Annotated in this window: 21 protein-coding genes; 14 read left to right on the forward strand and 7 right to left on the reverse strand. The window is 48.1% G+C overall.

All coding sequences use genetic code 11. The features are described from left to right. The first annotated feature begins 4 nt into the window (after positions 1–4). From HGP28_RS15725 to glmU, 12 genes are all read left to right on the forward strand, one after another. Positions 5–778, forward strand: coding sequence for an AAA family ATPase (locus HGP28_RS15725; RefSeq protein WP_168837426.1), 774 nt, complete (start codon positions 5–7; stop codon positions 776–778). A 25-nt stretch (positions 779–803) separates the two neighbouring features. After that, positions 804–1,685 (forward strand): ParB/RepB/Spo0J family partition protein, encoded by an 882-nt coding sequence (locus tag HGP28_RS15730; protein WP_168837427.1) that lies wholly within the window; start codon positions 804–806, stop codon positions 1,683–1,685. A 181-nt stretch (positions 1,686–1,866) separates the two neighbouring features. Further along, positions 1,867–2,262 carry a F0F1 ATP synthase subunit I gene (locus HGP28_RS15735; protein WP_168837428.1) on the forward strand — a complete coding sequence of 132 codons (396 nt, stop codon included), beginning with the start codon at positions 1,867–1,869 and terminating at the stop codon, positions 2,260–2,262. 3 nt (positions 2,263–2,265) lie between these two features. Further along, positions 2,266–3,078 (forward strand): F0F1 ATP synthase subunit A, encoded by an 813-nt coding sequence (gene atpB / locus HGP28_RS15740; RefSeq protein ID WP_168837429.1) that lies wholly within the window; start codon positions 2,266–2,268, stop codon positions 3,076–3,078. A 52-nt stretch (positions 3,079–3,130) separates the two neighbouring features. Then, positions 3,131–3,388, forward strand: a complete 258-nt coding sequence (gene atpE, locus HGP28_RS15745) for a F0F1 ATP synthase subunit C (protein ID WP_168837430.1) — start codon at positions 3,131–3,133, stop codon at positions 3,386–3,388. 69 nt (positions 3,389–3,457) lie between these two features. Continuing rightward, a complete protein-coding gene (gene atpF, locus HGP28_RS15750) occupies positions 3,458–3,928 on the forward strand; it encodes a F0F1 ATP synthase subunit B (RefSeq protein ID WP_168837431.1) in 471 nt (156 codons plus the stop codon). A 14-nt stretch (positions 3,929–3,942) separates the two neighbouring features. Beyond that, positions 3,943–4,476, forward strand: a complete 534-nt coding sequence (gene atpH, locus HGP28_RS15755) for a F0F1 ATP synthase subunit delta (RefSeq protein WP_168837432.1) — start codon at positions 3,943–3,945, stop codon at positions 4,474–4,476. A 13-nt stretch (positions 4,477–4,489) separates the two neighbouring features. Next, positions 4,490–6,031 (forward strand): F0F1 ATP synthase subunit alpha, encoded by a 1,542-nt coding sequence (gene atpA, locus HGP28_RS15760; RefSeq protein WP_168837433.1) that lies wholly within the window; start codon positions 4,490–4,492, stop codon positions 6,029–6,031. 43 nt (positions 6,032–6,074) lie between these two features. Further along, entirely contained in the window at positions 6,075–6,941 is an 867-nt protein-coding gene (gene atpG, locus HGP28_RS15765; protein WP_168837434.1) for a F0F1 ATP synthase subunit gamma, read from the forward strand. A gap of 34 nt (positions 6,942–6,975) precedes the next feature. Next, positions 6,976–8,379 (forward strand): F0F1 ATP synthase subunit beta, encoded by a 1,404-nt coding sequence (gene atpD / locus HGP28_RS15770; RefSeq protein WP_168837435.1) that lies wholly within the window; start codon positions 6,976–6,978, stop codon positions 8,377–8,379. 18 nt (positions 8,380–8,397) lie between these two features. Next, positions 8,398–8,820, forward strand: coding sequence for a F0F1 ATP synthase subunit epsilon (locus HGP28_RS15775; protein WP_168837436.1), 423 nt, complete (start codon positions 8,398–8,400; stop codon positions 8,818–8,820). Positions 8,821–9,135: 315 nt separating this feature from the next. Next, positions 9,136–10,500, forward strand: a complete 1,365-nt coding sequence (gene glmU, locus HGP28_RS15780) for a bifunctional UDP-N-acetylglucosamine diphosphorylase/glucosamine-1-phosphate N-acetyltransferase GlmU (RefSeq protein WP_168837437.1) — start codon at positions 9,136–9,138, stop codon at positions 10,498–10,500. Positions 10,501–10,590: 90 nt separating this feature from the next. On the opposite strand, the gene punC is transcribed toward glmU, so the two are convergent. Beyond that, positions 10,591–11,775 (reverse strand): purine nucleoside transporter PunC, encoded by a 1,185-nt coding sequence (gene punC / locus HGP28_RS15785; RefSeq protein ID WP_168837438.1) that lies wholly within the window; start codon positions 11,773–11,775, stop codon positions 10,591–10,593. A gap of 151 nt (positions 11,776–11,926) precedes the next feature. On the opposite strand from punC, the gene punR reads away from it, so the two are divergent. Further along, a complete protein-coding gene (punR, locus tag HGP28_RS15790; protein WP_168837439.1) occupies positions 11,927–12,826 on the forward strand; it encodes a DNA-binding transcriptional activator PunR in 900 nt (299 codons plus the stop codon). Between the two features lie 186 nt (positions 12,827–13,012). Here the strand turns inward: punR and ilvA are convergent, their stop codons facing one another. Genes ilvA through ilvG form a run of 5 tightly spaced genes read right to left on the reverse strand, consistent with a single transcriptional unit; the run spans position 13,013 to position 19,300 of the window. Further along, positions 13,013–14,551, reverse strand: a complete 1,539-nt coding sequence (gene ilvA, locus HGP28_RS15795; protein ID WP_168837440.1) for a threonine ammonia-lyase, biosynthetic — start codon at positions 14,549–14,551, stop codon at positions 13,013–13,015. 4 nt (positions 14,552–14,555) lie between these two features. Beyond that, complete coding sequence (ilvD, locus tag HGP28_RS15800; RefSeq protein WP_168837441.1) at positions 14,556–16,397, reverse strand: dihydroxy-acid dehydratase; 1,842 nt, start codon at positions 16,395–16,397, stop codon at positions 14,556–14,558. A gap of 12 nt (positions 16,398–16,409) precedes the next feature. Then, a complete protein-coding gene (ilvE, locus tag HGP28_RS15805; RefSeq protein ID WP_168837442.1) occupies positions 16,410–17,348 on the reverse strand; it encodes a branched-chain-amino-acid transaminase in 939 nt (312 codons plus the stop codon). Between the two features lie 10 nt (positions 17,349–17,358). Continuing rightward, complete coding sequence (ilvM, locus tag HGP28_RS15810; protein WP_168837443.1) at positions 17,359–17,643, reverse strand: acetolactate synthase 2 small subunit; 285 nt, start codon at positions 17,641–17,643, stop codon at positions 17,359–17,361. Positions 17,644–17,653: 10 nt separating this feature from the next. Continuing rightward, on the reverse strand, positions 17,654–19,300 hold the full coding sequence (gene ilvG, locus HGP28_RS15815; RefSeq protein WP_168837444.1) for an acetolactate synthase 2 catalytic subunit: 1,647 nt from the start codon (positions 19,298–19,300) through the stop codon (positions 17,654–17,656). Between the two features lie 872 nt (positions 19,301–20,172). Here ilvG and HGP28_RS15820 point away from each other — a divergent pair. Then, positions 20,173–21,714, forward strand: a complete 1,542-nt coding sequence (locus HGP28_RS15820; RefSeq protein WP_168837445.1) for a YifB family Mg chelatase-like AAA ATPase — start codon at positions 20,173–20,175, stop codon at positions 21,712–21,714. 126 nt (positions 21,715–21,840) lie between these two features. Here the strand turns inward: HGP28_RS15820 and HGP28_RS15825 are convergent, their stop codons facing one another. Beyond that, positions 21,841–22,827 (reverse strand): DUF2860 domain-containing protein, encoded by a 987-nt coding sequence (locus HGP28_RS15825; RefSeq protein ID WP_168837446.1) that lies wholly within the window; start codon positions 22,825–22,827, stop codon positions 21,841–21,843. Positions 22,828–22,900 lie beyond the last annotated feature (73 nt).

Here is a 22,900-nt window from a genome sequence, read left to right on the forward strand (position 1 = left end):
CAGCGTGGGAAAAATAGTAGCTATCGCCAATCAAAAAGGCGGCGTGGGTAAAACCACCACTTGTGTTAATTTAGCGGCATCAATGGCCGCCACCAAGCGCAAAGTCTTAGTGATTGATTTAGACCCACAAGGCAACGCTACTATGGCCAGTGGTGTCGACAAGTATATGGTCGATGCCACCGCCTATGATCTTCTGGTAGAAGAAACCACTTTTGACCAAGTCGTCTGTCGCAGTACCAGTGGTAAATACGACTTAATTGCCGCTAATGGTGACGTGACGGCCGCCGAAATTAAACTGATGGAAGTGTTTGCTCGCGAGGTGCGTCTCAAGAACGCATTAGCTGCGGTTCGCGATAACTATGATTTCATCTTTATTGATTGTCCCCCCTCTTTAAACCTTCTTACAATCAACGCTATGGCTGCGGCAGATTCCGTGCTAGTACCAATGCAATGTGAATATTTCGCGTTAGAAGGTTTAACCGCTCTTATGGATACCATCAGTAAGTTGGCAGCTGTGGTCAATGCAAATCTCAAAATAGAAGGTTTGCTACGCACTATGTATGACCCACGCAATCGCCTCTCGACTGAAGTTTCCGACCAACTGAAAAAACATTTTGGTACCAAAGTGTACCGCACGGTTATTCCTCGTAATGTTCGCCTTGCGGAAGCGCCAAGCCACGGTAAACCTGCTATGTACTATGACAAGTACTCTGCAGGCTCTAAGGCTTATTTAGCGCTTGCCGGTGAAATGCTACGTCGTGAAGACATTTCCGTTTAAATTTTGCTAGCAAGGAAGATACTTCATGTCTAAGCGTGGTCTCGGAAAAGGGCTTGATGCTCTGTTATCAACTAGCTCGCTAGCTCGAGAAAAACAAAGTGCTGCTGTGCACAGTCAGACGTTATCTAATGATGGTGACTTGGCGGAGCTGGCCATAGGACAATTGATTCCAGGCGTTTATCAGCCACGTAAAGCGATTGCGCCAGAAGCGCTTGAAGAGCTCAGCGCCTCGATTCGAGTGCAAGGTATCATTCAACCGATTGTGGTACGAAAAGTGGCCGAGGCTCGGTTTGAAATTATTGCGGGCGAGCGACGCTGGCGCGCAGCGCGCATGGCGGGACTCACACATGTGCCTTGTGTGATTAAAAACGTGCAAGATCGCGCCGCTATCGCGATGGCTTTAATAGAAAATATTCAACGCGAAGATTTGAATGCCATTGAAGAAGCGCAAGCGTTAGAGCGATTGCAAGCGGAGTTTTCCTTAACTCACCAACAGGTGGCGGATGCGATTGGTAAGTCGCGCACCACGGTCAGTAATCTATTGCGTTTGAATGCGCTGGAAGCTCCCGTTAAGCATGCGTTAGCGTCTAAACAGCTTGAAATGGGTCATGCACGCGCTTTATTGGCATTGAATGGTGAATCTCAAGTTGAAGCGGCAGAAACAGTGGCGAAAAAAGCGTTAACTGTGCGTCAAACCGAGCAACTGGTCAAAAAACTACTGACGCCTGTCGCTGAGCATCAACCTGAGGTCGATGTTGAAGCCGAACAGTTGGCACAAAGACTCAGTGAGCGCCTAGGGATGAAGATTGCGTTGGTGCGTAAAGCCAATGGTCAAGCTAAGGTCACCATCAATATTGATGAACCTCACAAGTTAGAGCAATTAATTGCTCGACTTGAAATAGAATGAGACAGTTGATCTCTGTCAATTTTGTAGAAATGATTATTTTTGTGCGGAAGTTGTCTATTTGTAAATGAAACTGTAAGTTTTTGCTGCGTATTCATTGCAATTAAAAAGACGGAACGTATAATTTTCGCCAAATTCCCTCATTGATAACATCAATGGATGGGATGACTCGAGGTACGAATACATGGTAGCTGCGTTAACAAAATCAGGGCGAATGCTTGCCAAGCGATTGTTAATGATTGAGTTCGGCGCGGTTATATTTGTGGCAGCCGCAATGGCGCTTGCCGTTAATAGTGATTGGGGAATTTCTGCGCTGATTGGTGGGGGCATTTTTGTGCTCGCTAATGCGGTTTTTGCTGGATGTGCGTTTCTTTTTGCGGGCGCTCGAATGGCGAAAGCTGTCGCGGTGTCGTTTTATACCGGTGAAGCGTTAAAGATCCTAATCACGGTGGCGCTATTTTGTGTTGTCTACATGTATATGCAGGTGGAACTTGTTCCCCTCAAACTAACCTATTTGCTGGTACTAGGAATTAATCTCTGTGCACCAGTGCTATTCATTCACAACAAAAAAATAGGATGAGTTATGGCTGCGCCAGGTGAAGCGCTAACTGCGTCCGGTTACATTGAACACCATTTAGACCACCTCTCTTTGTATAAATTGGGTTTGGTCTCTTCGGAGTCAAGTTTCTGGAACGTACATGTCGATAGCCTGTTCTTTTCTTGGTTGACTGGTTTAATTTTCTTAGGAATTTTTTACAAGGTAGCAAAGGGAACAACAGCGGGTGTACCCGGTAAGCTTCAGTGTGCTGTTGAAATGATTGTTGAATTTGTCGCGCAAAACGTCAAAGACACCTTCCATGGACGCAATCCACTGATCGCACCGTTAGCACTGACTATCTTTTGTTGGGTATTTTTAATGAACTTGATGGACCTTGTGCCTATCGATTTCTTACCTTACCCAGCACAACATTGGCTCGGAATCCCTTATTTGAAGGTGGTACCGTCAGCTGATGTCAATATCACCATGTCGATGGCGCTAGGTGTTTTTGCTTTAATGATTTACTACAGCATTAAGGTAAAAGGCCTGGGCGGTTTTGCAAAAGAATTAGCTCTACACCCGTTTAATCACTGGACAATGATTCCATTTAACCTACTTATTGAAGTGGTCTCGTTATTGGCGAAACCATTATCATTGGGTATGCGTCTATTCGGTAATATGTTTGCTGGTGAAGTGGTATTTATTCTTTGTGCCGCAATGCTACCATGGTACTTGCAGTGGATGGGTTCACTTCCGTGGGCGATTTTCCATATTTTGGTTATCCTGATTCAGGCCTTCGTGTTTATGATGCTGACCATCGTATATCTGTCGATGGCACACGAAGACAGTGATCATTAATTTTTTAGATTCTTATTAGACATTCAGTCAATATTTATAGTTGGAGATAGTAATGGAAACTGTATTGAGCTTTTCAGCAATCGCAGTCGCAATCATCGTAGGTCTTTGTGCACTAGGTACAGCGATCGGTTTTGCACTTCTAGGCGGTAAATTCCTTGATGGTGCTGCGCGTCAACCTGAGATGGCACCGATGCTGCAAGTTAAGATGTTCATCATCGCAGGTCTATTGGACGCGGTTCCAATGATCGGTATCGTAATCGCACTACTATTCACGTTCGCAAACCCATTCGTTGGTCAACTAGCTGGTTAATCACCTAAGCGAAAATAAGCTACGGCTTGTTTTGATTAACACTAAGTCCAATAAAGAGGGGTAGCTGTTGTGAATATGAACGCAACTCTGCTAGGTCAAGCTTTTTCGTTTTTCTTGTTTGTGTGGTTCTGCATGAAATATGTATGGCCGCCTATCATGCAAGCGATTGAAGAGCGTCAGAAAAAAATTGCTGACGGTCTTCAAGCTGCTGAACGTGCAGCAAAAGACTTGGATCTAGCACAAGCTAATGCTTCTTCTCAAATGAAAGAAGCGAAGCAACACGCAACTGAGATCATCGAGCAGGCGAACAAACGTAAAGCTCAGATTGTTGACGAAGCACGTGAAGAAGCTTTGGCAGAACGCCAAAAAATTCTTGCGCAAGCGGAAGCAGAAATCGAAGCTGAACGCGTTCGTGCGCGTGATGAACTACGTAAACAAGTTGCAACTCTGGCTGTAGCTGGTGCTGAGAAAATTCTGGAACGTGCTATCGATAAAGATGCGCAGAAAGATATTCTCGACAACATTACTGCAAGACTTTAACGCTGGGGGCGCTTATGTCGGATATGACTACAATCGCACGCCCCTATGCTAAAGCAGCGTTTGACTTTGCCGTGGAAAAAAATCAGCTCGACTCTTGGAGTCAGATGCTGGCTTTTGCTGCGGAAGTGGCCAAAAACACACAAGTGCATGAGCTGTTAACCAGCTCATTAACACCTGCCAAAATGGCAGATCTGTTTGTGACTGTTTGCGGCGAACAAGTGGACGAACATGGCCAAAACCTGATTAAGGTAATGGCCGAGAATGGTCGATTATTGGCCCTTCCTGATGTCTATAAGCAGTATCTGCTGCTTAAGCAAGAGCATGAGAAAGAGATTGATGTGGACGTTGTGTCAGCATCCGAACTTTCAGATGAACAACTTGCAGAGATCAGTCGCAAACTTGAACTGCGCCTTGAGCGCAAAGTTAAGCTGAATTGCAGTGTAGATGAGACCCTACTTGGTGGGGTTATAATTCGAGCCGGAGACTTAGTCATCGATAACTCAGCACGCGGGCGTTTGAACCGTCTGAGCGATGCATTGCAGTCTTAATGGGGATTGGAGCATGCAACTTAATTCCACGGAAATTAGCGATCTAATCAAACAACGCATCGAGTCATTCGAAGTTGTTAGTGAAGCTCGCAACGAAGGTACTATCGTATCGGTAAGCGACGGTATCTTGCGCATTCACGGCCTAGCGGACGTAATGCAAGGCGAAATGATTGAATTACCGGGTGGCCGTTATGCCCTCGCACTTAACCTTGAGCGTGACTCGGTAGGTGCGGTTGTTATGGGCCCTTATGCTGACCTTAAGGAAGGCATGAAAGTAACAGGTACTGGCCGTATTCTTGAAGTGCCAGTTGGTCCTGAGCTGTTAGGTCGCGTAGTGAATACACTGGGTGAGCCTATCGATGGTAAAGGCCCAATTGAAGCAAAATTGTCTTCACCTGTTGAAGTGATTGCACCGGGTGTAATCGATCGTAAATCGGTCGATCAACCAGTACAAACAGGTTATAAGTCGGTTGACTCAATGATCCCTATCGGTCGTGGTCAGCGTGAGCTTATCATCGGTGACCGTCAAACGGGTAAAACCGCTATGGCGATCGATGCAATCATCAACCAGAAAAACTCTGGTATTTACTCAATCTATGTTGCGATCGGCCAAAAAGCGTCGACTATCGCTAACGTAGTACGCAAATTGGAAGAACACGGTGCTCTCGCTAACACTATCGTAGTTGTGGCATCGGCGTCTGAATCTGCGGCATTGCAATACCTTGCGCCATACGCAGGTTGTGCAATGGGTGAATACTTCCGCGATCGCGGTGAAGATGCACTGATTGTTTATGACGATCTTTCTAAACAAGCGGTTGCTTACCGTCAGATCTCTCTATTGCTAAAACGCCCACCAGGCCGTGAAGCATTCCCAGGTGACGTATTCTATCTCCACTCTCGCCTACTTGAGCGTGCTGCTCGTGTAAATGAAGAGTATGTAGAACGCTTTACTAACGGTGAAGTGAAAGGTAAGACTGGTTCTCTAACCGCTCTACCTATCATTGAAACCCAAGCGGGTGACGTTTCAGCATTCGTACCGACTAACGTAATCTCGATTACCGATGGTCAGATCTTCCTACAAACTGAGTTGTTCAATGCGGGTGTTCGCCCGGCGGTTGATCCAGGTATTTCAGTTTCTCGTGTAGGTGGTTCTGCGCAAACGAAAATCATCAAGAAGCTGTCTGGTGGTATCCGTACTGCCCTTGCCGCTTATCGTGAACTTGCGGCGTTTGCTCAGTTCGCATCTGATCTTGATGAAGCGACCAAGCGTCAGTTAAGCCATGGTCAGAAAGTAACTGAGCTTATGAAGCAGAAACAGTACGCACCAATGTCTGTTTTTGACCAAGCGTTGGTTATTTTTGCGGCAGAGCGCGGTTACCTTGATGACGTAGAACTGAATAAAGTTCTCGATTTCGAAGCGGCGCTACTATCGTACGCTCGCGGTCAATACGCTGAATTAGCAGCTGAGATCGACAAGACGGGTGCTTATAACGATGACATCGAAGCTCAGCTAACCAAGCTGACTGACGATTTCAAAGCAACCCAAACTTGGTAATCAGTCGGTGGCAAAGGTTGCCACCAACTAACGGAGAGTGACGATGGCCGGCGCAAAAGAGATACGTGGTAAAATCGGGAGTGTAAAAAGCACTCAGAAGATTACGAAAGCAATGGAGATGGTAGCAGCATCAAAAATGCGTCGTTCGCAAGACGCAATGAGTGCTTCTCGTCCCTATGCGGAAACAATACGTAAAGTGATCGGTCACGTGGCTAACGCTTCTCTAGAGTATCGTCATCCATACTTAGATGAGCGTGAAGCCAAGCGTGTTGGTTACATCATCGTGTCAACGGATCGTGGTCTATGTGGCGGTTTGAACATTAACTTGTTCAAAAAAGCCCTGACCGATATGCAAACTTGGAAACAGCAAGGTGCAGATATTGAGCTAGCGATTATTGGCTCAAAAGCGACCGCTTTTTTTAACCACAGTGGTGCGAAAGTCGCAGCTCAAGTTTCGGGTTTAGGCGATAGCCCAAGCCTAGAAGATTTGATCGGCTCTGTCGGTGTGATGTTAAGAAAATACGATGAAGGGGAATTGGACCGTCTGTATGTTGTGTACAACAAGTTTGTAAACACTATGGTTCAACAACCAACGATCGATCAATTGTTACCTTTGCCGAAATCGAACAGCGAAGAGATGCAACGTAATCACCAGTGGGATTATATCTACGAGCCCGAACCTAAAGCACTACTTGACGCGCTATTGCTGCGTTTTGTCGAGTCTCAAGTGTATCAAGGTGTGGTCGAGAATCTCGCTTGTGAGCAAGCAGCTCGTATGATTGCAATGAAAGCTGCAACAGATAACGCGACGAATTTGATTGAAGATCTTGAACTTGTGTATAACAAAGCCCGTCAGGCGGCTATCACACAAGAACTGTCGGAAATCGTGAGCGGCGCTGCGGCGGTTTAAGCTTAGGTAAAACGAATTATTTAGAGGATTAACGATGGCTACAGGTAAGATCGTTCAGATCATCGGTGCAGTAGTCGACGTAGAGTTCCCTCAGAGCGATGTCCCAAGTGTTTACGATGCTCTGAACGTAACTGACGCTAAAGAACGTTTGGTTCTTGAAGTTCAGCAGCAGCTGGGCGGTGGCGTAGTACGTTGTATCGTAATGGGTAGCTCAGATGGCTTACGTCGCGGCATGATTGTGGAAAACACAGGTAAACCAATTTCGGTTCCTGTGGGAACCAAAACACTTGGTCGTATCATGAACGTACTGGGTGATGCAATTGATGAGTGTGGTGATATCGGTGCAGAAGAGTTGTACTCAATTCACCGTGAAGCACCAAGCTATGAAGAGCAATCAAACTCAACTGAATTGCTTGAAACCGGTGTTAAAGTAATCGACTTGATTTGCCCATTCGCCAAGGGTGGTAAAATCGGTCTATTCGGTGGTGCAGGTGTTGGTAAGACCGTTAACATGATGGAACTTATCAACAACATCGCACTACAACACTCAGGTCTATCTGTTTTCGCAGGTGTAGGTGAGCGTACTCGTGAGGGTAACGACTTCTACCACGAAATGCAGGAAGCGGGCGTTGTTAACGTTGAAAATCCAGAGCTATCAAAAGTAGCAATGGTCTATGGCCAGATGAACGAGCCACCAGGTAACCGTCTACGTGTTGCTCTGACCGGTCTTACCATGGCGGAAAAATTCCGTGATGAAGGCCGTGATGTTCTGCTGTTCGTTGACAACATCTATCGTTATACGCTTGCAGGTACCGAAGTATCGGCACTGCTTGGCCGTATGCCTTCAGCGGTAGGTTACCAGCCAACATTAGCAGAAGAGATGGGTGTGCTTCAAGAGCGTATCACGTCAACCAAATCGGGTTCTATCACCTCAGTTCAGGCGGTATACGTACCAGCGGATGACTTGACGGACCCATCACCAGCTACCACGTTTGCGCACTTGGATGCAACCGTTGTACTGAACCGTAACATCGCTGCTATGGGCCTATACCCAGCGATCGACCCATTGGACTCAACCTCTCGTCAGCTTGATCCATTGGTAGTTGGTCAAGAGCACTACGATGTAGCTCGTAACGTTCAGCAAACATTGCAACGTTATAAAGAGCTTAAAGACATTATCGCCATCCTTGGTATGGACGAGCTGTCTGAAGACGACAAGCAAGTGGTTGCTCGTGCGCGTAAGATTGAGCGTTTCTTGACTCAGCCTTACCACGTAGCGGAAGTCTTTACTGGTGACCCTGGTATCTACGTTCCTCTTAAAGAGACGCTACGCGGCTTTAAAGGCCTATTAGCTGGCGACTATGATGACATTCCAGAGCAAGCGTTTATGTACTGCGGTACGATTGACGATGCCATCGAGAATGCCAAAAAGCTATAAGGCTCATTAGGAGGCGATATGACAGCTATAACCTTTAACCTAGACGTGGTCAGTGCCGAAAAACAGCTGTTTTCTGGCCGAGTAAAAACGTTTCAGGTGACCGGTAGCGAAGGTGAGCTGGGGATTTACCACGGCCACACGCCGCTGTTGACCGCTATTCAGCCTGGTATGGTGCGCATCGTAAACCAATACGACCAAGAAGAGTTCATTTATGTCTCTGGTGGTATGGTAGAAGTGCAACCTGGCACCTCAACAGTGCTAGCGGATACGGCCATTCGCGGTGAAGATCTTGATGCTGCGAAAGCGGAAGAAGCTAAGCGTCGTGCTGAAGAATATATTCATAATCAGCATGGTGATATGGACTTTGCCCAAGCGGCCAGCGAGTTGGCAAAAGCCATCGCGCAGCTTCGCGTAATTGAGCTAACCAAAAAGCATCGCTAATGTTTGTTAGTGATAAAGAAAAAGGTGGTCATTGAGACCACCTTTTTTATTGCCCGTTATTGCCTGGTGGAAAACCAACCCATGATTGATGTGTTCATGTTTGATTGTTGAATATAAACGACACCCGATATCATTAGATGCTTACCTATTGATATTTTTATATATTTAATCCTTCCCATTCAATTGAATAGTTAATTTCACGATCCTTGGTTTTGGGCCATTAAATTCATCTATATTCCTTTTTTTAGTTAATTTGTCTCACTTATACCGCTAAACTAAAGACTTATATTTATGACAGTCAGTAGGTTTTACGTAATGAAGTTTAGCGCAGTGATCCTCGCGGCCGGCAAAGGCACCCGCATGCACTCCGAAAAACCCAAAGTGCTTCATACCTTGGCAGGAAAGCCAATGGTTCAGCACGTTATTGATACTTGTGAAGGGCTTGGAGCGCAAAATATTCACTTAGTTTATGGCCATGGTGGCGAGCAAATGCAATCGGCATTGGCAGGTCAAGCGGTCAATTGGGTATTGCAATCGGAGCAAAAAGGGACAGGACATGCGGTCGATCAAGCTGCGCCTTTCTTTGAGCCAGATGAGAAAATTTTGGTGCTTTATGGCGACGTGCCGCTGATCTCAGAGCAGACCATCGAAAATTTATTGGAAGCACAACCAACAGGCGGTATTGCCCTGTTAACGAATGTGATGGACAACCCTACGGGCTACGGACGTATTGTGCGTAAAAATGGCCCTGTGGTCGCCATTGTCGAGCAAAAAGACGCATCGGAAGAGCAAAAGCTCATCAAAGAAGTCAACACGGGCGTGCTAGTGGCAACGGGGAGCGATCTTAAGCGTTGGCTGTCTGGTTTAACCAACAATAACGCGCAAGGCGAATATTACCTTACCGACGTGATTGCGGCTGCACACGATGAAGGCCGCGCTGTAGAAGCGGTACACCCGGTGACCCCGATTGAAGTGGAAGGGGTCAATGACCGAATTCAATTAGCACGTTTAGAGCGAGCCTATCAAACCGCGCAAGCAAATAAGTTGCTTGAGCAAGGTGTTATGCTGCGTGATCCGAGTCGTTTTGATTTGCGCGGTGAGTTGCAATGCGGTAAAGACGTTGAAATTGATGTTAATGTGATTATTGAAGGCTCGGTCTCTATTGGCGACAACGTGTTAATTGGGGCAGGTTGTATCCTTAAAGATTGTGAAATTGACGATAACACCGTATTACGCCCTTATAGCGTGATTGAAGGGGCGACCATTGGTGAATCTTGTACTGTTGGGCCTTTCTCACGTTTACGACCAGGCGCAGAGCTGCATAACGACGCTCACGTTGGTAACTTTGTCGAAATGAAAAATGCCTCTTTGGCGCAAGGCGCGAAAGCAAACCATCTGACCTATTTGGGAGACGCTGTTGTCGGAGAGCGAACCAATATTGGCGCTGGCGTGATCACCTGCAATTATGACGGTGCAAATAAGTTTCAAACGATCATTGGCAACGATGTCTTTGTTGGCTCAGATAGTCAGTTAGTTGCGCCTGTAACCATTGAAGATGGTGCAACGATTGGCGCAGGAACCACGTTGACTAAAAACGTGGCCCAAGGAGAGCTTGTGATCACTCGCGCGAAAGAGCGTCGAATTTCACAGTGGCAACGACCTAAGAAAAAGTCGAACTGATATCGTTCCCCCTGTTCGAGTTGAAATGAGTTAAAAGGCCTGCATTGTTTGCAGGCCTTTGTGTTTTTGAAAGCTATTCGTCACGGACGATTATGCTTGTTGATTCGCTGGGTTGATTAGCTTGCGGCTTTTTCGGTTCGCAGTCACATAACCAAGCCAAAGCGTTAAGGTACAAAGAATGATAGCCACCCCAGTGACCCACTGCGCCTGACTGGCCATTAACGCGACTAATGCACTTGCGGCGCTGCTTACGGTTATTTGCAGACTATTTTGTAATCCAGCCGCCGTGGCAGGGCTCTCTTTGGCACTGGCCAATGCTCGATTCACAACGATGGGATAAAGCGCGCCATTGGCAACGGCAATTAAGCAAAACGGCGCTAAAATGGGCCAAATAGAACTTAATTGCGTTTGTGACATGATAAAAATTGTCACCGCTGCGACGCTAAATAGAGCCAAAATTTGTTTTAACACACGACCATCGCCCAAGCGCTCGACCAAGCGTTTGCCCAAATACCCACCTACCATAAACGCAATGGTTTGAGGCACAAAGCTGAGGCCGATCTGTTTGGCATCGTAACCCAATTGAGCCATGATCTCGGGCATACCCGTAAGGTAGGCAAAAAAGGCGGCCGATGCCGAGGCAAACATCAACACATTACCCAAGTAGACTCGGGAGCTGAGCAGTGTTTTGATGTCATTTGAGACGCGACGAGTATTGGTTTCAATCGTGTCATGTGGCTGGCGCAGAGTGGCGGCCATGAGTGCTAGGCCAAGTAGCGTCAGTGCGACGAAAATCGAAGGCCAACCCCATTGGGATTCAAGGACAACACCAAGTTGAGGCGCTAACGCCGGCGAAAGAGCCACAAGCGGCATTATGGTGGCAAATATTTGACCACTGCGCTCAGAATAACGCTTGATCACCATCGCTTGCCAGATCACGGCAGGAGCACACACGCCAATCGCTTGAACAAAGCGCAGCGCTAACAGTTGCCAAATTTCGTTACTAAAGATTAATCCAAAAGAGGCGAGGGTAAACACCGCCAAACCGACCATCAGAGTATTGCGGTGACCATATTTATCGCACGCCAATCCCCAAAGCAATTGGCCAAATGCCATCCCAACTAAGAACAGCGTGAGAGAAAGGGCGATCGGCTCAGGTCCTGTCGCAAAATCCATTTCCATCGCTTTAAACGCGGGTAAGTACATATCGGTGGCGATAAATCCCAGCATTGAGAGTGTAGCAAGGTACGCCAATTGAAATAGAGATAAATTCATGGTGGTTAAGCAATAATAAAACAGGGTGATAGTTTATCTTTCGATATTTTTAATTTTAAACGTTAAAATTAGCGGTTATTCATCAAAAAAATTGAAAGATAGTTTTTCAGCTCACTATGCGGTTGATTTGATATTAAGAGGAAGGATCTCTGTGTTTTCACAATCGTCGTTAGAAATGCTAGAGACGGTGGCACGACTTGGCAGTTTTTCTGCCGCGGCGGTGGCGCTGCATAAAGTTCCCTCGGCGATCAGTTATGGCGTTCGTCAGGTAGAACAAGAGCTTGGGGTGGTCTTATTCCAACGTCAGGCGCGCAAAGTGGTGTTGACTGCGGCGGGTGAGATTTTTATCGCTCAAGCACGCCTGTTATTGCAGCAGATGGAAACCACCAAAGCGCAAACTCGTCGAGCTGGTTTTGGTTGGCAATCCACATTGCGATTAACACTGGATAACGTGGTGAAACTTGACCAGCTCAAGCCATTAATTGAAACCTTTTATGCCACTTTTGATTTTGCGGAGCTGCAAATCAATATGGAGGTATTTAATGGGTCATGGGAGGCCATTGCGCAGCGGCGAGCGGATATCGTGCTTGGTGCGACGACCGCCGTTCCCGTGCATGGTGATTTTGAATTACGCGAAATGGGGGCGCTCGATTGGTTGTTTGTGATGTCACCTAGGCATCCGTGCGCAGCATTACCTGTGCTAGATGAAGCCTCGGTCAGCCCTTATCCCGCGATTTGTCTTGATGATACCTCCATTGAACTTCCGAAACGGCACACGGGTTTTTTCCCACAGCAGCGTCGTTTGTTGTTGCCCAATTGGTACAGTGCGATTGAGTGCCTGCGTAATGGTGTTGGCGTCGGCTATGTTCCGAGGCATATTGCTCAGGCACAAATTGCGCGTGGTGCACTGGTCGAGCGCGCTTTGGATGAGGCAAAGCCGTTAAGTCAATGCTGTATGGTGTGGCGTAATGACAGTAAACATCGGCTGGTGGAGTGGATGGTTGATTATTTAGGTGATAGTGCTCAGTTGCATCGAGATTGGCTAGCATGAACCCCGCGCTAAATATACCCGTTTCACTTGATGCTGCCTTTTTGTTCACGAGACAAGGGCAGGCTCTCACAAACCTCATCACATAGTCTGACTATGTTCACGAAGTGCTCAGAGGCTTTGTTCGTTTGCTGCCTACCTGCATCGTCAAGTTATTTGGGTATAGCGCGGTGTTTCAAAAGGATATCCCTATTTTGCCAAGAAAAATTGATAGGCAGGATTATTGGTTTCGTCCTTGTATTGATACCCAAGCTCACATAGATGCGCTGAAAAACGGGCTAAATCATGAGATTCAAGTTCAAAGCCACACAAGACGCGGCCGTAATCCGCGCCGTGATTCCGATAATTGAACAGGCTGATATTCCAATGATTGCCAAGGGTGCTTAAAAACTTAATTAATGCGCCTGGGTATTCTGGGAATTCAAAGCTGTAAAGACGTTCTTTAAGTGGCTTGGACGGTTTACCTCCGACCATATAACGAACATGGACTTTAGCCATTTCATCATCGGAAAGATCCGCAACAGGGTAGTGCGCGCTGCGCAGTTCAGCGATAATCTGTTCAAGCTCTTCTTGGCCACCTTGTAGCCGAACCCCAACAAAAATATTCGCCTGATCGTCATCGCTGTAACGATAGTTAAATTCGGTGACAGCGCGATTACCAATCAACTGGCAAAACTCAAAAAACGCGCCTTGCCTTTCCGGTATGGTGACCGCAAGCAGACCTTCGCGTTTTTCACCTAATTCGCAACGTTCAGAGACATACCGCAGTCCGTGGAAATTGGTATTCGCACCAGAGAGAATGGTTGCTAATTGCTTGTTTTGCCATTGATGTTGTTCACTGTATTTTTTCAGCCCTGCCAACGCTAACGCACCTGAGGGTTCAGCAATGGCACGCGTGTCTTCAAAAATATCTTTGACCGCGGCGCAAATTTCGTCGCTCGAAACACAAATATGATCATCGATGTAGTGCTGACATAAGCGGAACGTTTCGTCCCCTATGCGTTTAACGGCAACACCATCGGCAAACATGCTGACTCGGTCAAGTACCACGGGCTCTCCCGCGTCCAGTGCCGCTTTTAAGCAGGCGGAATCTTCCGGTTCAACCGCAATCACTTTGACTTCGGGCATCAATTGTTTCACCAACACAGCGACACCTGCGGCCAACCCACCGCCACCGACAGGAACAAAAATCGCATCGAGATGACCATTTTGCTGCAGCATTTCCATGCCGATGGTCCCTTGTCCAGCAATCACCAATGGGTGGTCAAACGGCGGAACAAAGGTATAACCATGCACATCAGCTAAGCGCTCTGCCTCGGCTTTGGCTTCATCAAAATTATTGCCGTGCAGCACCACCTGACCACCAAAGCTGCGCACCGCATCCACCTTGATGTCTGGTGTGGTCTTGGGCATCACAATCGTGGTTTTGATACCCAGTTTAGTACCAGAGAGCGCCATACCTTGTGCGTGATTGCCTGCCGATGCTGCAATCACTCCAGCTTGTTGCTGAGTTAGCGACAAGCTGGACACCATGTTGTATGCACCGCGCAGTTTAAATGAGTGCACCGGTTGCCTGTCTTCACGTTTAATTTGTACTTGGTTGCCAATACGCTCTGCAAGCCGAGGCATGGTTTGCAGTGGCGTGATGGTGGCAACCTCATACACTGGCGCGCGAAGAATGTGGCGCAGATACTCTGCGCCGGAAGGCTCAAATGGGATCTGCGCCATCAATTTACCCTTCTAATTTGGATTTATCACGTACCGCACCTTTGTCGGCACTGGTCGCCATACTGGCGTACGCTTTGAGGGCAAAAGAGACCTCACGTACGCGATCAACCGGCTTCCAACCCAGCTTGTCTTGTTCTGCGCGACGAGCGGCAAGCTCTTGGTCAGAAACATTCAGCGAGATGGTACGGTTGGGTATGTCGATAGCGATGATATCACCTTGTTTGACCAGACCAATGGCCCCGCCATTGGCAGCTTCTGGGGAAGCGTGGCCAATCGAAAGGCCAGAGGTACCGCCAGAGAAACGACCGTCGGTAAGCAGCGCGCACGCTTTGCCAAGGCCCATTGATTTAAGATAAGTGGTCGGGTAGAGCATCTCTTGCATGCCCGGGCCGCCTTTTGGCCCTTCATAACGGATCACCACCACATCACCTGCCGTCACTTTTCCACCCAGAATGCCATCAACGGCATCTTCTTGGCTTTCAAATACCACCGCAGGGCCAGTAAAGGTTAAAATGCTCGCATCAACCCCTGCCGTTTTAACGATACAACCGTCGAGCGCGATGTTGCCTTTGAGTACAGCAAGGCCACCGTCTTGGCTAAACGCATTTTCTTTGGTTCGAATGCAGCCTGAAACGCGGTCATCATCCAGCGTGTCCCAGCGACACGATTGTGAAAAAGCTTGTGTGGTGCGAATGCCCGCAGGGCCTGCGCGATAAAAGGTTTTCACCGCTTCATCTTGGGTTACCGTGATGTCGTATTGCGCTAATTGCTCTTCCCAGGTTAATCCCAGAACCGTTTTAGATTGGTTGTGCAATAGACCGGCGCGATCAAGTTCGCCAAGAATACCAATTACGCCACCAGCACGATGCACATCTTCCATATGATACTGCTGCGTTGAGGGCGCAACCTTACATAAGTGAGGAACCAGACGAGACATTCGATCGATATCAGACATATCAAAATCGACCTCACCTTCTTGCGCTGCCGCGAGTAGGTGCAATACCGTGTTGGTTGAGCCGCCCATAGCGATGTCGAGTGCCATGGCATTTTCAAACGCATCTTTAGTCGCAATATTGCGTGGCAGTGCCGATTCATCATTCTGCTCATAATAGCGTTTGGTTAACTCAACAATGCGTTGACCTGCGCTGATAAACAGCTGTTTACGATCGGCGTGAGTGGCGAGCATAGAACCGTTGCCGGGTTGAGACAGCCCCAGAGCTTCCGTTAAGCAGTTCATTGAATTGGCCGTAAACATGCCTGAGCATGAGCCACAGGTTGGGCACGCTGAACGTTCAATTTGTTCGCTTTGCGCGTCAGACACCTTAGGATCCGCCCCTTGGATCATGGCGTCAACCAGATCCAGCTTGATGATCTGATCAGACAATTTGGTTTTGCCCGCTTCCATTGGGCCACCAGAAACAAAAATGACCGGAATATTAAGGCGCATTGAGGCCATTAGCATTCCCGGTGTGATCTTATCGCAATTGGAAATACACACCATTGCATCTGCGCAATGCGCATTAACCATGTATTCGACTGAATCGGCAATCAGCTCACGCGAAGGCAGAGAATAGAGCATACCACCATGGCCCATTGCGATACCGTCATCGACCGCAATGGTATTAAATTCTTTGGCGATGCCACCAGCGGCTTCGATTTCTTGCGCCACTAACTGGCCTAAGTCTTTCAGGTGAACATGACCGGGAACAAATTGCGTGAATGAGTTGACGACGGCAATGATTGGCTTGCCAAAATCTTCATCTTTGACTCCAGTAGCACGCCAAAGCGCGCGTGCGCCCGCCATATTGCGACCGTGTGTGGTAGTGGCAGAACGGTAGTTAGGCATTTCCTTATCCTCTTAATTCTTTTCTGGATAGATATAATCAAGCCAGCCCCACTTATCTTCAGTGGTGCCGTTAAATAGGCCAAAATAAGCCGTTTGCAGAGCTTTGGTGATAGGGCCGCATCTGCCAGCGCCAATGTCGATTTGATCGATTGAGCGCACAGGAACCACTTCGGCAGCGGTGCCCGTCATAAACACTTCATCGGCAAGATAGAGAGCTTCGCGAGCAATATTGGCTTCACGAACCTCATAGCCCAGCTCGCGTGCCAGCGTCATGATAGAGTCACGAGTGATCCCGGGTAAAATTGCGCTGGTGGCTGGTGGTGTGGTAATCACGCCATTTTTAATTACAAAAATGTTCTCGCCGGCACCTTCTGAAAGATAACCATCAACACTCAATGCAATGCCTTCCGCGTAACCGTGACGACGCGCTTCACCGCCCACCAAGAGAGACGACAAATAATTGCCTCCCGCTTTGGCTGCTGTTGGGATGGTGTTTGGCGCAGCGCGATGCCAGCTGGAAATCATGGCATCAACCCCATTATCTAAGGCTTCTTCACCTAAATAAGAGCCCCAAGGGAACGCGGCGATGATCAGATCCATTTGAGTGTCAGCGGGTGGGCAGACGCCAAGGCCAACGTTACCAACAAACGCCAATGGGCGAATGTAGGCGTTATCTAGTTGATTGACGCGCAAGGTTTCGCGTGTGGCTTCCATGATCTCTTCAATCGTGTAAGGAATTGGAAAGCGATAGATTTTGGCTGAGTCTTTAAGACGTTGCGCATGCTCACGGTGACGAAAAACAATGGGGCCTTTTGGCGTGTTGTAGCATCGCACACCTTCAAAAACCGAGGTGCCATAGTGCATGGCATGGCTTAATACGTGCACATTAGCATTGGCCCACGGCACCATTTCACCGTTAAACCAAATTACGTCTGCTGTTTTTGCTGTCATAGTGCCATCCTTATGCGCTGACATGTTGTTGAAGGTTGTGATTAGGCAGTTCATCGTTGCGAATTTTTATCACATCGACACTGCGTATATCCCACAGCTTTTCAATTTGATTGGTAATAAAAGAGATGGGGCGGTCACTATCGACAATAATTTCGACGCTGGCGATTTTGCTTTCGTGGTTTTGTGTTGCCGCAACTTGTTTTATGGTAAAGCCACGGTGACGCACCACACGCAGTACACGCTCTAATAACACCGGCTTATCGTCGGCTTTTATGTCCAGTAAATAACGTTCCATGTCCTTCTCCTTAAGTGTTTTCCAGCATATCACTATTTGATGCGCCGGGTGGTACGAGTGGCCAGACATTCTCTTCTTCATCGATAAGGACATGAAGCAGGTAAGCGGTTTTGCTTGCTAGCATTTCATCTATTGCCGGTTGCACTTCTGATTTTTTAGTGATGGTGCGACCAGGAATATCAAAGGCGCGCGCCAGCATGACAAAGTCTGGGTTGTCGTCCAAAATGGTTTCGCTGTGGCGGCCATCAAAAAACAGTGATTGCCATTGGCGTACCATGCCTAGACGTTGATTATTCAGCAGTACGATCTTCACTGGAATTTGGCGTCGTTTTAACGTACCAAGCTCTTGAATATTCATCATGATGGAACCGTCACCCGTGATCAAAATCGATTGATCGTTTGGTCTGGCTACGGCTGCGCCCATCGCGGCAGGAAGGCCAAAACCCATGGTGCCAAGACCCGCTGAGGTGATGAAGTTTTGCGGCTCACGTGGCTGTATGTGCTGCGCCGCCCACATTTGATGTTGTCCGACATCGGTGGAAACCATACTTGAGTCTGGCATGCTGTCGGAGAGCTGCTTGAGCAGCAGCGGTGCATAAATCGGCTCACCAGGGTGATCGTAACGCCACTTAAACCCACTGCGCAGTGCCTCGCAATGTTGTAGCCATGGCGTGATCTCTTGACTCAATTCCAATTGTGGAAGCGCATCGCAAATTTTTGCGCGCAGTGGTGCGTTGGCGTGGCGCAGTTTATCAATCTCGGCTGCATCTATATCCAGATGAATGACTTTCGCGTTAGGGGCAAAGGTGTCGAGCTTTCCGGTCACGCGGTCATCAAATCGTGCGCCGACCACCAACAGCAGATCGCACTCTTGTACCACTAGGTTGGCCGCTTTTGTGCCATGCATTCCAAGCATGCCCAAGTAGTAGGGGTGATGGCGTTCAATGGTGCCCAAGCCTTTCAGTGTGCTGACCGCAGGCATGGGATTTAAGCGTAAAAATTCGCGCACAGTTTCGGTGGCATTGGCGATTTGTACGCCACCTCCCACATACAGAACGGGACGCGTAGCGGCGCTTAATAAACTCTGAGCGTGTTCGATAGCATCTGATGAAATATTGGGCAATTGGGGCGCACAAAAGGGGGGCAATAACTCAGTCGGGGCTTGCGCAAGCTGAACGTCTTTTGCGATATCAACAATCACAGGGCCAGGACGGCCTGTTTGAGCCACTTCAAATGCTTCCGCCAGCGTTGGCGCCAAGTCATCAATGTCGGTGACCAAATAGCTGTGTTTAGTGCACGCGAGTGACATGCCAATCACGTCCATCTCTTGAAAAGCATCGGTACCGATATGGCTGCTGGCGACTTGGCCGGTGATGGCGACAAGCGGAACAGAGTCGAGCATTGCGTCTGCCAGTCCAGTGACTAAATTGGTTGCGCCTGGGCCTGATGTCGCCATGCAAACAGCAACACGTTGTGTTGCTCGAGCCATACCGATGGCAGCCATGGCGGCACCTTGTTCATGACGACATAAAATGTGTTCGACGCCACCGTCGTACAAGGCGTCATAAATCGGCATAATCGCCCCGCCGGGATACCCAAATACGGTGGCAATTCCTTGCTGGCGAAGCGCAGCAACAACCAGTTCCGCTCCTGTCATTATCCCTCTCCTTGCTGGCGCGTTGTCAGCGTACTAATTTGAGTTTCAATGCACATCATGTGCTCCATCTATTCCGTGTGAGTCCTATCACCGCCCCTTTGTGGTGATTGGGTGACTTGGTTGTGTCAATTCACATCACGTTAATGTGATGGAAAAATCCACAAGTGTAAAAAAACCCCCGGACTTTTCAGTGCGGGGGTTTTTTTGATGTTGTGGTTAAACGTTACCCACAGCCCCCCGCTCGGTGCCAATAATGACCACGAGAATCAGAGCGACGAGCTGAGCTGCAGGAGTAAATACGTTCATAAGTTCTGTCGTTAAAATATCGTTTTAGTTGTTGGACAAAATCGTTTGCGTCGTTAGTGGTAACATACATATTGACTGCCTGACAAGCAAAAAATATCACAAACTTGGTAATTTAAGGGGGTGTTAATCACATTATCTGTTATCAAAGATAACGTTATCAGTATTAAATTTTGTTAGATTTTTATTCTACCGAGCCATTGGCGATGGTTTTGCGTATTGTTAGCGGATCGCTTTTTGTTCAAATAATCGAACCCGATGGCTCGCAGGCGAGGTTTTTCTCGTTTTCCGCCTGCCTGCACTTTCAAGTTGTTTGAGTATGTGTCGAATTTGCCAGTTTATGATAAGCAAAAAACCACACACATATTGACCTTTTTCACTCAGTCATTTTGGGGTAACAAAGCGCGCTGCAAAGTGAGTGTGAATAGCGTGATTCCATGATGCCTAGATCATAGTTATCGTCTTGGCTGGGTGTCCTTCATGTTCTGCGGTATATCGTTAATGCTTTGTCTTGTTCTCGCGCTTTAGCCTGGTGTTCACTGGATTGCGAGCGATAACCGAGGAGTATCATGTCTCTTGCGATAGTTCGCAGCCGAGCCTGCGTTGGTGTAGAAGCGCCGTTGGTGAGTGTTGAAGTACACATCAGTAATGGCCTGCCCGGATTTTCTTTGGTTGGCCTGCCAGAAACAACAGTAAAAGAAGCCAAAGATCGCGTGCGTAGCGCGCTGATCAACAGCCGCTTTGAGTTTCCAGCGAAAAGGATCACAGTCAATTTAGCGCCTGCCGACTTGCCCAAAGAAGGGGGGCGGTTTGATTTACCAATTGCCTTAGGGATCTTGGCGGCTTCAGAGCAAATACCTTTAGCGGCGTTGAGTTCGTGTGAGTTTATTGGTGAGTTGGCGCTTTCTGGTGCGTTGCGTTATGTCAAAGGTGCGCTACCTGCCGCCATTGCCGCCAATCGTGCTCAGCGCCGATTGATATTACCCCACGCTAACGGCGCACAAGCGGCGCTTGTGGGTAAAGAAAATCACAGTTCTGCCGCAAATTTATTAGACGTTTGCGCCGATCTCGCAGGGCAGAAGCGACTTGGATTATTTGATCGAGCGCCACAAGCCACACAAGATGAAAACGAACGAGATCTGCAAGATATCATTGGTCAGCAGCAAGGTAAGCGTGCGCTAGAAATTGCGGCGGCAGGATCGCATAACTTACTTTTTCTCGGCCCTCCCGGAACAGGAAAAACCATGTTGGCGTCGCGGCTACGTGACTTATTGCCCCCTATGAGTGATGAAGAGGCATTGCAAACGGCATCAGTGGCTTCATTGACTCAAAATGATATTCATCGTGACAATTGGCGTCTGCGGCCTTTTCGCGCGCCACACCATTCAAGTTCAATGGCGGCATTGGTCGGTGGTGGGTCTGTCCCTCGACCTGGTGAGATCTCTTTAGCGCACAATGGGTTGTTATTTTTAGATGAAATGCCCGAATTTGATCGTAAGGTGCTCGATTCTCTACGCGAGCCTCTAGAATCGGGAGAAATTATCATTTCTCGCGCTCAAGGTAAGGTGCGATTTCCAGCGCGATTTCAGTTGGTCGGAGCATTAAATCCAAGCCCGACCGGATATTATGAACGGGAAAGCGCGCAACGTGCTTCGCCGCAGACGACGTTACGTTATCTGAGTCGATTATCGGGCCCATTACTCGATCGCTTTGATATGTCACTTGAGATCCCAGCGCTACCGCCAGGAACGCTAGCCCAAGGCGGAGAGCGTGGAGAGTCAACCGTGGATGTTAAGGCTCGTGTGTTAGCTGCGCGAGAACGCATGTTGGCACGCAGTGGCAAAATCAACGCTTGGCTTGGCAGTCGTGATATTGAGCGCTTTTGCCCGCTTCACGCACGTGACGCCCAGTTTTTAGAGGCCGCACTGCACCAATTAGGGCTGTCTATTCGCGCTTACCACCGCATTATTAAAGTGGCTCGGACTCTAGCAGATTTGCAAGATGCGCCACGGATTGAACGGGCGCATTTAGCGGAAGCCTTGGGATATCGCGCGATGGATCGGCTGCTGCGTCAGTTATCGCAACAGGCGGTGTATACCCGTCCTACTTGAAGTTGCAGCAGTGTTGGCTGGCTCTCACAAACCTCATCGCATAGTTTATCTATGTTCACGAAGTGCTCAGAGGCTTTGTTCGTTTGCCGCCTACCTGCATCGCCAAGTAGTTTGGGTATAGAGTGCTTAGAACTTATAATTTAGACCCGCAGAAATCATGCCTTGGCGAACATCATAAAATCGAATATTGGCGTCATTATGCTCATACCCCGCGAGCCCAACCGCGGACCAATTTTGCCAGCCAAAGGGCTGTTCGTATTCATAGACCGCAAAAAGGCTGACCACGTTATTGTGTCGCTTTTTACTAAAAATTGGATTGGTGGCGCGATAGTCTTGCTTAGCGTAATCCAGTGTGAGGCCTAATTTTTGACGTTGCCACATTTGAAATCCACTGACAGACAATCGATATTCATCAAAGCTGGCCGCATCGCCATCGGCATTGTGGCGCAAATAGCGCAATGATGGCGCAATAAACAGGCCGCGACTTACAGGAAATCGTGTTGAGGCTTTAATCGTATAAGTATCGGCATCGCGTGCCAGCGCGGTGCCAGCTAAATCATCATGATCAATATCATTTCGAGCATAGGCCATATCCAGACCTAAAAAACCAAATAAGCGGTTGAGTTGAAATCGGTAAGCGATGCCATGTTCATCGGTTTTACTGCGCGAAACCCCCTCTTTATAAGGGTCACGCCATACTTCTCCGGATAAAACCGTGGGTAAGATGGAGATGTCACTGACAACGCCATTGCTAAAGGTGTAGCGATAACCCAGTTGCAAAGCAAGGTTACCGACCGCAACGTCTTCACGAGCAGTCCCCAGGTAGACCTGTTGGTGTCGTTGGCGACCAAAGGTGTAACGCACGTTACCAAGTGGTGCGACAAACACTTTCTGTTTTGAGGGCGCCGCTTGATCTAACGATTCGATGCGTGAATCACTGCTGGTACTGAGATTGTTTTTGGTATCAAACACAAACGCGTTAATCGCGATATCGCCAGACACACCTGCGCGTTGAGTCGGGCCTTGAGAGACCGAAGCGGTTGGGACCTTAGCCTGTGTGACCGAAGCGAGGCATAAGGTGAGGGCAGAGATAGTTACAGACCATTTTTTCATAAAATACATCTTCCTTGACTGTTTAAAAACAAATCAGACCATTGGGATTATTATTTAAAATTGAATGTGAAAC

It is taken from the genome of Vibrio agarilyticus, from assembly GCF_012641465.1.
Taxonomy (GTDB): Bacteria; Pseudomonadota; Gammaproteobacteria; order Enterobacterales; family Vibrionaceae; genus Vibrio; species Vibrio agarilyticus.

What these genes read in the sequence shown, in the direction of transcription:
- HGP28_RS15730 (WP_168837427.1), top strand. Translation starts at nt 804, where the DNA reads ATGTCTAAGCGTGGTCTCGGAAAAGGGCTTGATGCTCTGTTATCAACT.
- HGP28_RS15735 (WP_168837428.1), top strand. Translation starts at nt 1,867, where the DNA reads ATGGTAGCTGCGTTAACAAAATCAGGGCGAATGCTTGCCAAGCGATTG.
- atpB (WP_168837429.1), top strand. Translation starts at nt 2,266, where the DNA reads ATGGCTGCGCCAGGTGAAGCGCTAACTGCGTCCGGTTACATTGAACAC.
- atpE (WP_168837430.1), top strand. Translation starts at nt 3,131, where the DNA reads ATGGAAACTGTATTGAGCTTTTCAGCAATCGCAGTCGCAATCATCGTA.
- atpH (WP_168837432.1), top strand. Translation starts at nt 3,943, where the DNA reads ATGTCGGATATGACTACAATCGCACGCCCCTATGCTAAAGCAGCGTTT.
- atpA (WP_168837433.1), top strand. Translation starts at nt 4,490, where the DNA reads ATGCAACTTAATTCCACGGAAATTAGCGATCTAATCAAACAACGCATC.
- atpG (WP_168837434.1), top strand. Translation starts at nt 6,075, where the DNA reads ATGGCCGGCGCAAAAGAGATACGTGGTAAAATCGGGAGTGTAAAAAGC.
- atpD (WP_168837435.1), top strand. Translation starts at nt 6,976, where the DNA reads ATGGCTACAGGTAAGATCGTTCAGATCATCGGTGCAGTAGTCGACGTA.
- HGP28_RS15775 (WP_168837436.1), top strand. Translation starts at nt 8,398, where the DNA reads ATGACAGCTATAACCTTTAACCTAGACGTGGTCAGTGCCGAAAAACAG.
- glmU (WP_168837437.1), top strand. Translation starts at nt 9,136, where the DNA reads ATGAAGTTTAGCGCAGTGATCCTCGCGGCCGGCAAAGGCACCCGCATG.
- punC (WP_168837438.1), bottom strand. Translation starts at nt 11,775, where the DNA reads ATGAATTTATCTCTATTTCAATTGGCGTACCTTGCTACACTCTCAATG.
- ilvA (WP_168837440.1), bottom strand. Translation starts at nt 14,551, where the DNA reads ATGGCGCAGATCCCATTTGAGCCTTCCGGCGCAGAGTATCTGCGCCAC.
- ilvD (WP_168837441.1), bottom strand. Translation starts at nt 16,397, where the DNA reads ATGCCTAACTACCGTTCTGCCACTACCACACACGGTCGCAATATGGCG.
- ilvE (WP_168837442.1), bottom strand. Translation starts at nt 17,348, where the DNA reads ATGACAGCAAAAACAGCAGACGTAATTTGGTTTAACGGTGAAATGGTG.
- ilvM (WP_168837443.1), bottom strand. Translation starts at nt 17,643, where the DNA reads ATGGAACGTTATTTACTGGACATAAAAGCCGACGATAAGCCGGTGTTA.
- ilvG (WP_168837444.1), bottom strand. Translation starts at nt 19,300, where the DNA reads ATGACAGGAGCGGAACTGGTTGTTGCTGCGCTTCGCCAGCAAGGAATT.
- HGP28_RS15820 (WP_168837445.1), top strand. Translation starts at nt 20,173, where the DNA reads ATGTCTCTTGCGATAGTTCGCAGCCGAGCCTGCGTTGGTGTAGAAGCG.
- HGP28_RS15825 (WP_168837446.1), bottom strand. Translation starts at nt 22,827, where the DNA reads ATGAAAAAATGGTCTGTAACTATCTCTGCCCTCACCTTATGCCTCGCT.